The sequence below is a fragment of the Streptomyces sp. NPDC092369 genome, assembly GCF_044755245.1.
GTDB lineage: Bacteria > Actinomycetota > Actinomycetes > Streptomycetales > Streptomycetaceae > Streptomyces.
Map to the genome: position 1 here is coordinate 297,355 of NZ_JBIVQP010000007.1, position 12,228 is coordinate 309,582.

General features: G+C 72.8%; 12 protein-coding genes. 4 read left to right on the forward strand and 8 right to left on the reverse strand.

Annotated features, from left to right (window positions below; all coding sequences use genetic code 11):
- Positions 1-84 precede the first annotated feature (84 nt).
- A complete protein-coding gene (locus tag ACIQI8_RS36420) occupies positions 85-498 on the reverse strand; it encodes a roadblock/LC7 domain-containing protein (RefSeq protein WP_402360460.1) in 414 nt (137 codons plus the stop codon).
- Positions 499-590: 92 nt separating this feature from the next.
- On the opposite strand from ACIQI8_RS36420, the gene ACIQI8_RS36425 reads away from it, so the two are divergent.
- Positions 591-1,019: a PPOX class F420-dependent oxidoreductase gene (locus ACIQI8_RS36425; protein WP_402360463.1), complete on the forward strand. Its 429-nt coding sequence runs from the start codon at positions 591-593 to the stop codon at positions 1,017-1,019.
- Between the two features lie 24 nt (positions 1,020-1,043).
- Here the strand turns inward: ACIQI8_RS36425 and ACIQI8_RS36430 are convergent, their stop codons facing one another.
- The 5 genes from ACIQI8_RS36430 to ACIQI8_RS36450 all read right to left on the reverse strand — a co-directional run bounded on the left by ACIQI8_RS36430 (position 1,044) and on the right by ACIQI8_RS36450 (position 6,010).
- Positions 1,044-1,649: an ATP/GTP-binding protein gene (locus ACIQI8_RS36430; protein WP_280878897.1), complete on the reverse strand. Its 606-nt coding sequence runs from the start codon at positions 1,647-1,649 to the stop codon at positions 1,044-1,046.
- Between the two features lie 81 nt (positions 1,650-1,730).
- Positions 1,731-2,144 carry a DUF742 domain-containing protein gene (locus tag ACIQI8_RS36435; RefSeq protein WP_402360467.1) on the reverse strand — a complete coding sequence of 138 codons (414 nt, stop codon included), beginning with the start codon at positions 2,142-2,144 and terminating at the stop codon, positions 1,731-1,733.
- Between the two features lie 20 nt (positions 2,145-2,164).
- On the reverse strand, positions 2,165-2,599 hold the full coding sequence (locus ACIQI8_RS36440; RefSeq protein WP_402360470.1) for a roadblock/LC7 domain-containing protein: 435 nt from the start codon (positions 2,597-2,599) through the stop codon (positions 2,165-2,167).
- Positions 2,596-5,127: a nitrate- and nitrite sensing domain-containing protein gene (locus tag ACIQI8_RS36445; RefSeq protein ID WP_402360473.1), complete on the reverse strand. Its 2,532-nt coding sequence runs from the start codon at positions 5,125-5,127 to the stop codon at positions 2,596-2,598. Before ACIQI8_RS36445 ends, ACIQI8_RS36440 begins: the two co-directional genes overlap by 4 nt.
- A gap of 109 nt (positions 5,128-5,236) precedes the next feature.
- On the reverse strand, positions 5,237-6,010 hold the full coding sequence (locus ACIQI8_RS36450) for an MHYT domain-containing protein (protein ID WP_402360476.1): 774 nt from the start codon (positions 6,008-6,010) through the stop codon (positions 5,237-5,239).
- Positions 6,011-6,161: 151 nt separating this feature from the next.
- On the opposite strand from ACIQI8_RS36450, the gene ACIQI8_RS36455 reads away from it, so the two are divergent.
- From ACIQI8_RS36455 to ACIQI8_RS36465, 3 genes are all read left to right on the forward strand, one after another.
- Complete coding sequence (locus ACIQI8_RS36455) at positions 6,162-6,761, forward strand: class I SAM-dependent methyltransferase (RefSeq protein WP_402360480.1); 600 nt, start codon at positions 6,162-6,164, stop codon at positions 6,759-6,761.
- 112 nt (positions 6,762-6,873) lie between these two features.
- Positions 6,874-7,170, forward strand: coding sequence for a hypothetical protein (locus ACIQI8_RS36460; protein WP_402360483.1), 297 nt, complete (start codon positions 6,874-6,876; stop codon positions 7,168-7,170).
- A gap of 135 nt (positions 7,171-7,305) precedes the next feature.
- Positions 7,306-8,160 (forward strand): hypothetical protein, encoded by an 855-nt coding sequence (locus tag ACIQI8_RS36465; RefSeq protein WP_402360486.1) that lies wholly within the window; start codon positions 7,306-7,308, stop codon positions 8,158-8,160.
- Positions 8,161-8,282: 122 nt separating this feature from the next.
- On the opposite strand, the gene ACIQI8_RS36470 is transcribed toward ACIQI8_RS36465, so the two are convergent.
- The gene (locus tag ACIQI8_RS36470) at positions 8,283-11,693 is read right to left on the reverse strand and encodes a hypothetical protein (RefSeq protein ID WP_402360488.1); all 3,411 of its coding nucleotides are present in this window, start codon (positions 11,691-11,693) and stop codon (positions 8,283-8,285) included.
- 245 nt (positions 11,694-11,938) lie between these two features.
- Positions 11,939-12,121 (reverse strand): hypothetical protein, encoded by a 183-nt coding sequence (locus ACIQI8_RS36475; protein WP_124000748.1) that lies wholly within the window; start codon positions 12,119-12,121, stop codon positions 11,939-11,941.
- Positions 12,122-12,228: the final 107 nt, after the last annotated feature.

Below are 12,228 nucleotides of genomic sequence, written 5' to 3' on the forward strand. Positions count from 1 at the left end.
GTGGCCTCGGAAAAACCGTAGCCAATTCGGCGAATCGCGTGGCAAGCCTGTGGATAACTCCGCCGGAAAGGACGAATGCCCAGGTCAGGCCTCTGTCACCCGTGATCGCTCGGGTTGCCTGACCTCCACGCCGAGATGCTCGCCCACTCGATTGACGAGCAGGGTCATCTCGTACGCGATCTGGCCGATGTCGGCGTCGGCCCCGCTGAGCACGCACAGGCAGCTGCCGGAGCCGGCCGCGGTGACGAAGAGCACCGCGTCGTCGAACTCGACCATGGTCTGGCGTACCCCGCCCGCGCTGAAGTGGCGGCCCGAGCCCTTGGCGAGGCTGTGCAGTCCGGACGACACGGCGGCGAGATGCTCCGCGTCCTCGCGGCGCAGTCCCGTGCTCGCGCCCGTCACCAGTCCGTCGTTGGACAGGACCAACGCGTGGCGTACGTGCTCGACCCGCTCGGTGAGCTCGTCCAGCAGCCAGCCGAGTCCCTCGTTGTGCCCCATGTCTACGACTCCCCGTGTGCCGACTCCCCCTCGTGGGAGGATCCCTCGCCAGCCTTCCCCACCACCGGCGTCCGAGCAAGGAGGATGGGCGCATGGCACAGAAGATGACCGATGAGGAATGGCGGGCCTTCGTCTCGCAGGGCACCCGCACCGCGAAACTCTCCACCGTCCGGGCCGACGGCAGCCCGCACGTGACGCCGATCTGGTTCCTGCTCGACGGGGACGACATCGTGTTCAACACCGCGAAGACCAGTGTGAAGGGCCGGAACCTGGCCCGTGACGGACGGGCCGCGCTGTGTGTGGACGACGATCGTCCGCCGTTCGACTACGTCGTGCTGCAGGGCCGCGCCCGGATCTCGGAGGATCTCGACGAGTTGCGGCACTGGGCCGGCCGTATCGGCGCGCGGTACATGGGTGAGGAGCGCGCCGCGGAGTTCGGGGAGCGCAACGGCGTGCCCGGAGAACTCCTCGTCCGGATCGCGGTCGACAAGATCCTGGCGGAAAAGGCCGTCGCGAGCTGACTTCACGGCCGCCCGGCGGCCGCGTCAGCCGACCGAGTCGAGCAGCCGGGCGGTGTGCATCCGCCCGGCGTACTCGACCAGCCGGATCAGCACCTCCTTCCCGGAGTCGCGGTCACGGGCGTCGCAGAGCACCACCGGAGTTCCCCGGTCGAGGTCGAGGGCGCGCGAGACGTCCTGGGGGCCGTACCTGCGGGAGCCCATGAAGCAGTTGACGGCGACCACGAACGGGATGTGCCGGTGCTCGAAGTAGTCCACTGCGGGGAAGCAGTCCTCAAGCCGCCTGGTGTCCGCCAGGACGACCGCGCCGAGGGCTCCCTGTGACAGTTCGTCCCACAGGAACCAGAAGCGGTCCTGGCCGGGGGTGCCGAAGAGGTAGAGGGACAGGCCGGACCGGATGGTGATGCGGCCGAAGTCCATGGCGACGGTGGTCGTGACCTTCTGGTCGACGCCGTCGGTGTCGTCCACCAACTGGCCCGCCTCGCTGAGCAGTTCCTCGGTGCGCAGCGGCTTGATCTCGCTGACGGCGCCCACCAGGGTGGTCTTGCCCACGCCGAATCCGCCGGCGACCAGAATCTTCAGCGCCAGGGCGGTCGTCTCGCCGCCCGCGGCATCGGAGTGCTCGGAGTCCATTGATCACTTCTCTCGGGAGTACGGGAGTACCGGCAAGGTCGGATGGCGGCGAGCTCACCGTCGGATGGTCGTGAACTTCGGCTACAGCGCCCGCAGCCCTTCGATCACCTCGCGCAGAATCCGTTCGTCAGGAAGCTGCGCCGGAGGCACCGGGCGGCTGACGGTGACGCAGCCGCGCTCCAGCAGGTCGCCCAGGAGCACCCTGACCACGCCGACGGGCAGATCGGCGCCCGCGCCGAGTTCCGCGACCGACTGCGTCTCCGTGCGGCACAGGTCGATCAGGGCCCGGTGTTCCGGCCCGAGCGCGGGGTCGTCGTCGACGCCGCGGGCACTCGCGTCCAGGGTGACGAGCGCGATCAGGTCGAAGCGGACCCCCGCGGGTCCTGACCTGGTGCGCCCGCCCGTCATGGCGTACGGACGGACCAGCGGCCCGGCCTCACCGTCGTACCACTGGCTGCCCGGCTCGTGCGGGGCGCCTGTCCTGTCCAGGTTCATGTGCGCGAACCGTCCTCGGCCTATCCGGCGGCCGGGGGCCGCGCGGCGACGCGCGGTGCCGTGTATAGGTGCTCGCCGACGCGCTTGACCAGCCGTGCCATCTCATAGGCCACCAGGCCGATGTCGGCGGTCACGTCGGTGATGAGGGCGAGGCAGGAGCCGTCGCCGGCGGCGGCCACGAACAGGAAGCCGTCGTCCATCTCCACCATCGTCTGGCGCACGCCTCCGGCGCCGAAGTGCCGGCCCGCTCCCTTGGCCAGGCTGTGGAAGCCGGAGGCCACCGCGGCGAGGTGTTCGGCGTCCTCGCGGTGCAGATCGGTCGAGGCGCCCACGGCGAGGCCGTCGTTGGACAGCACCACGGCGTGCCGTACCTCGCTCACGCGCATCACCATGTCGTCCAGCAGCCAGTCGAGTTCGCCCGACTGCGGGGCCCTCATGCTCGGGTCCTTGATCATGCGGGATCTCCTTCACTGTCCCTGCGCGCTGTGGAATCGGGAGTGGCGCCGCGCCCGGGCTGCCTGCCGCCGCCGCGGGCCCAGCCGTCGCGGTACGCCGCCATGCGTTCCCGTACGACTTCGGGGGTGCGCCCGTCGTCGTGGTGGGGCGCGGCGGCCCGGTCGGGCTCTTCGGGGCGCTGCCTGCGCAGTTGCGGGGCGAGGTTCGCCTGGCGTACGCGGCGGGGCAGGTCGTCGGACTCCTCGACGTCGTCCGGGGGACGGTGCAGGCGCAAGGTGGTGACTCCGGGTGGTGGGTTTTCGGGCACCGTCTCCTCCACCGCGGGCGGCGCGGTGTGCACCAGCGCGGGCCGTTCGGCCGGCGCCGGGACGGACTCCTGGTGGGAGGCGGCGCCCGGCACGCGCGCGTACTCGCGTTCCGCGAACCGTTCCCGGTCGGCGGCCTTCTCGGGTGAACGTTCCGCCGCCGAGCGTTCCGCCGCGCCACCGTGCAGCAGCGGGGTGGGCAGCAGGACGACCGCGGTGGTGCCGCCATAGGGCGAGGTGCGCAGATGCACCTTGATGTCGTGCCGGGCGGCGAGCCTGCTGACGACGAAGAGGCCGAGCCGGTCGCTGTCGAAGAGGTCCAGTGCCTCGGACTGCTCGATGCGGCGGTTGGCCTCGGCGAGCGTCTCGCTGCCCATGCCGAGGCCGCGGTCCTCGACCTCGATCGCGTAGCCGTTGCCGACGGGTTCACCGCTGACACGCACGCGTGTGTGGGGCGGCGAGAACTGGGCGGCGTTCTCGACGATCTCGGCGAGGAGGTGGGTGAGGTCGGCGACGGCCGTGCCGAGGACCGACGCCTCGGGGAGCTGTCGTACCTCCACGCGTGCGTAGTCCTCGACCTCGGAGACGGCCGCGCGCACCACATTGGTCAGCGAGACCGGCACGCGCCAGGCGCGGCCGGGCGCGGCCCCGGAGAGGATGATGAGGCTCTCGGCGTGGCGCCGCATACGGGTGGTGAGGTGGTCGAGCCGGAACAGGTCGCTCAGTTCGTTCGGGTCGTCGGAGCGGCGTTCCATGCTGTCCAGCAGGCTCAGTTGGCGGTGCACGAGGACCTGACTGCGGCGGGCGAGGTTGACGAACACCCCGGAGATGCCGCTGGCGAGTTCGGCGCGTTCGACGGCGGCCCGCAGGGCGGCGCGGTGCACGGTGCCGAGGGCCTCGGCGACCTGGCCCGCCTCGTCCTCGGCGGGCGGTCCCGGCGGGGCCTCGACATGGACGTCGATCTCCTCGCCCGCGCGCAGCCGCCGCATCGCCTCGGGGAGCTTGCGCCGGGCGATGTCCAGGGCGCTGTTGCGCAGCCCGACCAGTTCGACGACGAGGCCGCGTCCGATGCGTACGGAGATGACGAGCGACGCGGCGACGGCGGCGAGGCCGAACAGGACCGCGGCACCGGCCGGGGTGAGCAGACCGCGGGTGAAGGGGTCGGCCCGGTCCGCGACGTCCTGCCCCGCCCGGTCCTCGATCGTCCGCATGCCGCTCTGCACGCGTGCGTGGGGCGTGTCCCAGCTGTTGGAGGGTGCCGCGGTGAGCGGGCCGGGGGTGCCGGCGACGGCCTTGTCCTCCGCGGTGCCCAGGGCCGCGTAGGCGCTGCCTGCGGCCAGGTGACGCCAGGCGCTGCGTTCCGGGCCGCGCAGATCGGCGACGGCGGAGTCGGTGAGCGCGCGGCGCGTGTCGACGGCGCCGGTGAACAGCCGCAGTCGCTCGCCGTGCAGGCCGCCGGCGAGGCGCGCGCTGGTCACCAGTGCGTCCTCCTGGGCCAACGCCTCTCCCGCGCGGGAGAATTCGAGCAGTACGCGTGCGTCGGAGCCGAGGTCGGCGTCCTGGATGCTGGTGAGCGCGCCGCCCACCGCGAAGGCGGTGGCGATGGTGCCGGTGTACTGGCCGTAGGTCTGGTCCCAGCCCGTGCGCCGGTCGAGCACCGCGGTGCGCAGCGTGCGCAGTCGTTCGGCGCCGGTGACGAACGTGTCGAGACGCCGGGCCACTCCTTGGGGCAGCTCCTCGCTGTCGGCGACGGTGTTGTCGTCGCCGAGCCGGAGTTCGGCCACGGCCCGGTCGGTGCGGTCCGCGAGCCTCTTGTAGTCGCCGCTCGCTGCGGCCGTCGGGTGGGTGGCGTACCGCACGGCGGCCGTGCGCTCGGCCTGGAGGGCGGTGACGGCGGTCGCGACGGGGGTGCGGATCTCGGAGTCCACGCGCTGCAACTGCCGCAGCCTGGCGATGTCCTGAGCGGTGCTGACGGTGGCGAAGGCCCACAGGGCCAGCAGCGAGACGACCGGGACCATCAGCAGACAGACGATCTTGGCCCGGACGGTCCGTGGCCTTATTCGCCAGCCGCCGCCACGCTCGGGTGCCTCGTCCGGCAGCGCGCCCGCGGGGTCCGCCGGGCGTTCGTCGGCCGGTGGTCCTGCGTGCGCGCGACGACCGCGCGCGGGAGATGTGTTCGGCGTCTCGGCGCCAAGTGCGGGCGTCCTACGGGGTGTACGCATGGCCTCCTCGCTCGGAAGTGGGTCGGGGGCGGGCCGTCGGGCCGCGGCCGCCGGGGTCGGCGACGCGCTCGCGACGGTGCCTCGGGGCGTGCCGTCAATCCGGTGGTGGCTAGCCGAAGGCGCTCTCGACCGGCCGCTGGGCGGAGGCGGATGCCTCGCGCTCCCCGCTGGTCGGCGACAGGGCGACGAAGGCCGAGGTCAGGAACAGGTAGGACCCGAGGCCTACGGCGAGGGGGAAGATGAACTGCATCGCCGTGGCCCCGGGCAGGGCCGTGCCGGAAGGGGTGACGTCGACGCTCACCGCGAACATGCCGGTGTAGTGCATGCTGGCGACCGCGGCCCCCATGATGAGCGAGGCGCCGAAGACGGCGACGGGCGACTTGATGTTGAGACCCGCCCACAGGGCCGCCGTCGCGGCGACGACGGCGATCAGGACGGACAGGCCGACGAGCGCCGGGTCGTAGTGCACGGCGCCGTGCAGCCGTACCGCCGCCATTCCCAGGTAGTGCATGCTCGCGACCCCGAGGCCGGTGGTGAGGCCGCCGAGGAGGAGCGCGCGGGTGCGGTCCTTGCCGTAGCCGACGGCGAAGACGCCGGCGCAGACGACGATCATGGCGACGAGCAGGCTGGCGATGGTGAGCGGTACGTCGTAGCGGATGTCGGTGCCGCTGACGCCGAATCCGAGCATGGCCACGAAGTGCATGGTCCAGATGCCGGTGCCGATCGCGGAGGCCGCGGTGATGAGCCAGTTGCGTCGCGACCGGCCGGTGGCGCCGAGCGCGCGGACGGTGCAGCGCAGCCCGAGGGCGGAGCCGATGCAGGCCATCACGTACGACAGCGCGGGGGTCAGCCAACCGAAGGTTGCGTGGTCCAGGTGTCCCATGACCCCGGGACGCTAGGAGGACAGGGGCGCGCAACGAGGGCGCATTTCGAAAGGTATTGAAATATGACACAGCGGTAACCCTGAACGATCGCGTCCCGCTCGAACGTGCGCGCTGAGGCGTCATCCGTGTCGGTGAGGGATCATGCGGAACATGAGCGACGACCACACGCATGTCCGGGAGTTCTTCACCGCGCGCGCCGCGGGCTGGGACCGCCGGTTCCCCGGCGACGGTCCCGCCTACGCGGCGGCGGTCGCCGAGCTGGGGCTGCGCGCGGGCGACCGCGTGCTGGACGCGGGCTGCGGCACGGGGCGGGCTCTGCCGCCGCTGCGCACGGCCGTGGGGCCCTCCGGAGTGGTCGTGGGCGCCGATCTGACGCCTGCCATGCTCCAGGCCGCCGTGGCCGCCGGCCGGGACCTTCAGGGGCGGTTGCTGCTCGCCGACGTGTCCGCGCTGCCGGTGCGGTCGGGGTCGCTCGACGCGGTGTTCGCGGCCGGGCTCATCGCTCACCTGCCGCATCCGACCGAGAATCTGCGGGAGTTGGCACGCGTCGTGCGCTCCGGCGGCACGCTCGCGCTGTTCCATCCGATCGGGCGGGCGGCGCTGGCGGCGCGTCAGGGCCGGCAGATCACTCCGGAGGACCTGCGCGCCGAACCCAACCTTCGCTCCCTGCTGGCCGGTTCGGGCTGGCGCATGACCTCGTACGTCGACGAGGAAGCCCGGTTCCTGGCACTGGCCTCGCGGGAAGGCTGACGTCACGACGGATCGCCATGGACCCTTCTTCTGCGGGTACTCCAACTCTACGGTGAGTAGCAGGAGATGAACGTTCCGCGAACGTCGACCACGTAGGGGGAAGGTGGTTCGCATGTGGGGCAGGGTGCGCAGGTCCGGTTCCAGAGTCCGCGACGCGTTGCGCGTGGAGGTGGATCCTGGCCGGGACAAACATCCGCACAATCTTTTCGAGGCGGCGGCGACATATGTCTCGGCCCGCGCGGTGGACGACCAGGACCGGCTCGACGAGGCGGCCGGCTGGGTGTCGCCGGAGGCGCTGTCCTTCGGTGTCAGCGAGCTCGCGTGCAGGGCCGTCGTCGCGCTCGCGCGGGAGCGCGACGAGTCCCCGCAGAACGTGGCCCGCGCGCTCCTCGGGCTCCCCGCGGACTGACGCGCGGGGCATTGCGCGGTCGATTCGCCCCGTGCACCCGGAAAACTGCAGGTCCGCGTCGCTGGGCAGTCGTGACAAGCTGCTTCCGGTCGCATTAGGGTGCGCGCCGTTGGACGAACCGATGGGGAGGCTGGGATGGCCGGGACGGACGAGGACGCCGTCGCCGCCGAGGACGACGCGCTCTATGTGCTCACGGCGGTACTGCTGACGCCGGCGAAGTTCCCGAGCGTGCTGGGCGACGACTATCCGGAGGCCTGCGCGGCGCTCGGCCTCGCGCCGCTCGCCGACGGATACGGCCTGGTGCTGGGCCAGGACGGCGACGGCGCCCGGTGGACCGTCGTCGTCGACGACGTCTCCCTGGTCGCCGTGGCCATCGCGTCCTGGGACTGCGGCATGGAGTACGACCTCTCGCCCACCGAGCGCACGGTCGTCGCCGCCCTGCCCGGCTGGCCCCTGGCGGTCGCCGTCGCGGCGCCCGGCGTGCCGGAGCCGCACGACCCGGGCCCCGACGTCGTGGACGGTCCCACGCTGTCGCCTCCGGACACGACGACGTGGGGGCCGGCCCAACGGCGGCTGGGCGCCGACGAGATCGCCCTCCAGTGGGCCGTGTGGCGCGAGCAGATCGACGACGCCGACTTCCGGGTCCCGGAGACCACCACGGACGCGGACGGGGCCGAGAAAGCCGATCGGAGCGCCGAGGAGGGCACCGAGCAGAAGCCCGGCCACGCCGGCATCCGGCGCGTCCTCTCGGAGGCACGGGGATACGTGGACTCCCCGCCGCCGCTCGGCCGCGTGCGGTCGTCCTTCGCCCCGGGCGAGGCGCGGACACTGCGTGCCGACGGTCCCGGCTGGTCGCTCGTGGCCAGGACCGACGACATCGCGTTCGTACTGCTCGACGACGAACCGGGCGAGGTCCTGCCGGTGGGCCGCGGCCCGGAGCTGCCGGGTCTCCTGGAGGCGCTCGACAAGATGGCCGTACGCCCCAGTTGAACGCCGGCGTCATGCGCCCGGGCAACTCCCACCCTCACGCACGTGAGAGGTCCACTGCCTGGCGCATGCCGTCGTGCGACGCGTTGGCGCCACGCTCACGCGCGCGTGCGGCCTGCCGCGGCTCAACGTCCCGCGTCCGGATCGACGAGGAGCGCGCCCATCGCCGTGTCCGGATCCTGGTGGGCCCGCAGCGTTTCGAGTTCACCCTTCCAGGGTTCCTCCCACTGCGCGGCACCCCCGCCTCCACGGACGAACGCGAGCGCCAACTGACCCGAGAGAGCCGTGCCGTGGGCGCCCAGTACGCGTGCCGCGGCGAGGGCGGCCTCACGCACGCGTGCCCGCCCGAAGTCCACCGGCAGGTACGCGGGCACCGGCAGACGGGTCGGTGCGGCCTCGCACAGCCGCGCCAGCCGGGCCCAGCGGTCGGTCCCATCTCTGCCGCGGCTCATGTCGTGCATGGCCGCGTCCCAGTTCAGGTGCGCCGCGTCGGTCGACAGGCCGACCGCCTCCAGGGTGTCGATCAGCGCGTCCAGAAGGCGCAGCGCCCGCGGGCCGCCGACACCCGGCCGAACGTCGCCCGCAATGGCGTGCAGCCTGCGCAGGGCGTCGGTACGCACCAGGGGGTCCCGCGCGCGGGCCCGCTCCTCCAACTGGTCGAAAGCGCGGCGGACGGCGACTTCCGAGTCCGGTACGGGTGGCAGGCGCAGCAGGTGACGGGCAGCGGCGTGCCACAGCCGGCTGGATCGCTCCGGGTCCGCCACGGTGTCCGCGAGCACGCGGATCCCGTCCGGCGTGTCCGCCCCGAGCCAGGACGGCAGAGCCTCGCACGTGGCCGCCGCCGATTCGTCGTCACCCTCCTCGACGATCCGCACCAGGAAGGCCGTGTACGGCAGCCTCTTCGAGGTGGGGACCGCACGTACGCGTGCGTGCACGACGGCTTCGCGTACGGCGGGTTCGTGGACCGCGCCGAGGAGACGGTCGGCCACACCGGGCCGGTCGACGGCGGGCAGCAGCGCGCGGGCCAGCACCGCGCGGACATCGGGGTGCCCGCCAGGCTGGTCCCAGGCTTCCACGAGCGCCTCGAAGGAGTCGTCGCCCGGCAGGGAACCCAGCGCTCGGGCGGCCTCCTTGCGGGTGCCCACCGGGGCGTCGGCCGCGCGGGCCACCGGGGCGAGCAGGCGCACCGTCTCCTCGTCGGGCAGGTGCGCGAGGAGTCGCCGCATCGCGGCCATGGCGGCACGCCCCCGCACACCGCCGGTCGCCGCGTGCCGCAGCAGGAGGTCGCGGAGAGTGGACGCCTCGGGTGCGTCCGCGGGCGCCCGTCCGGCGAGTTCGCCCAATGCGGTGAGCGCCGCGGCTGCCACGGGCTGCGGCGCCCGCTCGGCGAGCGCGGTCAACCTCGCCGGATCTCCGAGGAGTCGGGTCGCGTCCGTGCGGACGTGCAGGGGAGCCGACTCGTCGGCGGCCACGCGCGCGTGATGCTCGCTCCACGCCTCCCGCTGCCGTGACAGCCACCGCCCGGTCACCCCGGGGCGCAACCGTGGTGTCCAAGGCGTGGCACGGGCGCGCAGACGGCCCTTGAACTCCCCGCCGGCGGCTGCCAGGACGGGATCCAGGAGGGTCGTCCGGCGTGCCGCGACGGTTCGCAGGACGAGGGGCACGGTGGCGAAGGTGGCGTCCAGGGCGATCAGTTCGGCGCAGCGCTGTTCCCGCAGCCGTGGCGGCCACACCCAGGCGGCCGCGGCGCGGGCCGCGAGTGCCGGGTCGTCGCACTCGACAGCGATGTGCCGCACCTGCGCGTCGAGGTCGGGCAGCTCGGTCAGGTGCGTCCTGAGGAGTTCGGCGAAGGCCGTGCCCGTCTCGGACCGCTGCGGTGTGCTGCGAGCCGTGGTCGCCCAGATGGCGCGGGCGGCCGCCTCGTCGACGCGCACCGGGGTCAGCGGGCCGGTGTGCCGGGGCGCGGAGACGACCTCGCCCAGGAGGGCGACGGCGAGGGCCGCGCGTTCGATGTCACCGACCGCCGCGGCGCGTTCGACGACGCGATGCAGCAGGGTTCGGGCCGCGTCGAGGGTGCCGGCCGTCGAGTCGCGTGACTGGACCGTGGTGCGGACGGCATCGCACAGCACCTGTTCGGGCAGGGCGGCGAGCAGGTGGGGTGCGGAGCCGGCGAGTTGCTGCAGGGCCGGGCGGCGCACCTCGTCCCGGTCGTGCCAGGCACGTTCGCAGCCGGCGGCGACTCGGGCGAACTCCGCGGGGTCGCCCTGGAGTTCCGCGCAGGCCAGCAGGGCGGGCCAGGCCTGGGTGCGATGGTGGACTCGGTGGTTCTCGGCGAGTTCACGCAGCAGCGGTTCGCCGTCGGCCAGGGGCAGGGTCATCGCCCAACGGGCCGAGTACCGGGGCCTGCGCGACTGCTTCAGCCGGGGCTTGATCAACGCTGAGCGGTCGGCGGGGTCGAGCGCGGCGAGTGCCGGGGCCAAGGCGGCACTCAATCGGATGCGCGCGGTGCGGCGCTCCGCGATCCGTCGCCGTTCGACGGACGGGAGGAGCAGCAACAGCGCGTCGGGAGCGACCTCTTGGCGGCCGGGCCCCGCGTACCGGCTGCCGGAGGCGGGACAGTGCTCGGCGAGCACAAGGAGGTCCGCCGGGGGCGACTCGGCGAGGATCCGTCGCAGGGATGGCGGCAACGGTCCGCCGGGCACGGGCCGTTCGTGATGACCGCGGTCCTCGCAGGGTGGAGCCGCTCGCAGGACGGCCGCCGCCTGCGCGGGCCGGTACAACGCGGCGAGGACTCCACGTTCGGTGAGCAGGTCGGGAGCCCGCTCCAGGAGCAGGAGTGCCGCGTCCGGGTCACGGCGTGCAGCGACCGTCGCGGCCTCGCGATGGCTCCGGTGGAACGCGAACGACTCCCCGCGTGTCTGCTGGTCGCTCTGCGCCGCCAGATACGCGGCGAGGGCCTGAGGTGCCGTGCGCGCCAGGGAGTTGAGCGTGCCGATGGACGGTTCGACCCGGGGCAGCCAAGCCGCCACGGTCTGCGGAGGACATGCGGGCAGCAACTCGGCCGCTTCCCGAGGGCCGTTGCGGTCGAAGACCCCGGGCAGCAGGCCGGCGGCCAGGGCGTGGCGACGGCTGCGCCTGAGCAGCCGGTAGGTGTCCAGGCGGGTGGCCCTGATGTCGCTCGACGCCAGTCGTGCCAAGGCCTGTTCGGGTATAGGGAGCCGGACGGCCGCCGCACGCGCGCGGCGGCCCAGCAGCGGGTCTGCGAGGGCCTCGCTCACCCGCTGCAGATCGCGGCGGACGACGGCCAGGAAGAGGGCGGTGTGCCGCTCGTCCCCGTCTCCGGTGTCGAGGGCGTGATGCAGGGTGTCGTACGCGTGTGGAGTGAGCGTGCGGGCATAGCGCGCCAGAGCGCTCATACGTGCCGGGAACGGCAGGGGGTCGAAGTGGGCCCTGAGCCAAGCCGGCGTCAGGGGCGCCGGCGGTGTGTGGTTCTGGGGCTGCTCGGACGGCGTCCGGGACGCCTCGTATCGGGCCATCAGCGCTCACCGAGGAGTCGCTGGGCCTCCTTTCCATGCTTCATGCGGTCATGGTGGGGTGCCGACCGTGGGGCACGCAAACGGTTTTGGGAACGAGGTCCTCGCCGTCCGCGGGCCGTACGTCGCACGGTCCGCGGACGGCAAAGTGCCCAGCTCCTGTGCCCAGGCCGGGCTCTTCCTGCGCCCATACCGGGCTCGCCGTCCCAAGCACCCCGGCGTGTCGGTGTGTCTCCGTGTCGGTGCGGTCAGCGACCGAGCTCCTTGCGGCTGACGCGGCGCAGCCTGCGCCGCTGGGAAGGGTCCAACGTGAGGTATGCGGCGGTCGGGACTCCCAGGACGATCAGGAGCGCCGCCCACCACGGCAGCCAGATCAACAGGATGAGCCCGACCGCCACACCCCCTGCGGCGATCTTCGCCTTCTTCGACATGTACGTCGCCTCCTTCGCGGCCGGGGCCGCTCTCTTCCTGAAAACGGGTCCGCGCCGCGCACAGTTCCGAACGGCGACCCTGAGACATCCCTGAGTCGCGACCCCTA

Bases quoted from the DNA above. Each gene is read 5' to 3' on its own strand.
- ACIQI8_RS36455 (WP_402360480.1), top strand. From the start codon at position 6,162: ATGAGCGACGACCACACGCATGTCCGGGAGTTCTTCACCGCGCGCGCC.
- ACIQI8_RS36420 (WP_402360460.1), bottom strand. From the start codon at position 498: ATGGGGCACAACGAGGGACTCGGCTGGCTGCTGGACGAGCTCACCGAG.
- ACIQI8_RS36425 (WP_402360463.1), top strand. From the start codon at position 591: ATGGCACAGAAGATGACCGATGAGGAATGGCGGGCCTTCGTCTCGCAG.
- ACIQI8_RS36440 (WP_402360470.1), bottom strand. From the start codon at position 2,599: ATGATCAAGGACCCGAGCATGAGGGCCCCGCAGTCGGGCGAACTCGAC.
- ACIQI8_RS36475 (WP_124000748.1), bottom strand. From the start codon at position 12,121: ATGTCGAAGAAGGCGAAGATCGCCGCAGGGGGTGTGGCGGTCGGGCTC.
- ACIQI8_RS36470 (WP_402360488.1), bottom strand. From the start codon at position 11,693: ATGGCCCGATACGAGGCGTCCCGGACGCCGTCCGAGCAGCCCCAGAAC.
- ACIQI8_RS36430 (WP_280878897.1), bottom strand. From the start codon at position 1,649: ATGGACTCCGAGCACTCCGATGCCGCGGGCGGCGAGACGACCGCCCTG.
- ACIQI8_RS36450 (WP_402360476.1), bottom strand. From the start codon at position 6,010: ATGGGACACCTGGACCACGCAACCTTCGGTTGGCTGACCCCCGCGCTG.
- ACIQI8_RS36460 (WP_402360483.1), top strand. From the start codon at position 6,874: ATGTGGGGCAGGGTGCGCAGGTCCGGTTCCAGAGTCCGCGACGCGTTG.
- ACIQI8_RS36435 (WP_402360467.1), bottom strand. From the start codon at position 2,144: ATGAACCTGGACAGGACAGGCGCCCCGCACGAGCCGGGCAGCCAGTGG.
- ACIQI8_RS36465 (WP_402360486.1), top strand. From the start codon at position 7,306: ATGGCCGGGACGGACGAGGACGCCGTCGCCGCCGAGGACGACGCGCTC.
- ACIQI8_RS36445 (WP_402360473.1), bottom strand. From the start codon at position 5,127: ATGCGTACACCCCGTAGGACGCCCGCACTTGGCGCCGAGACGCCGAAC.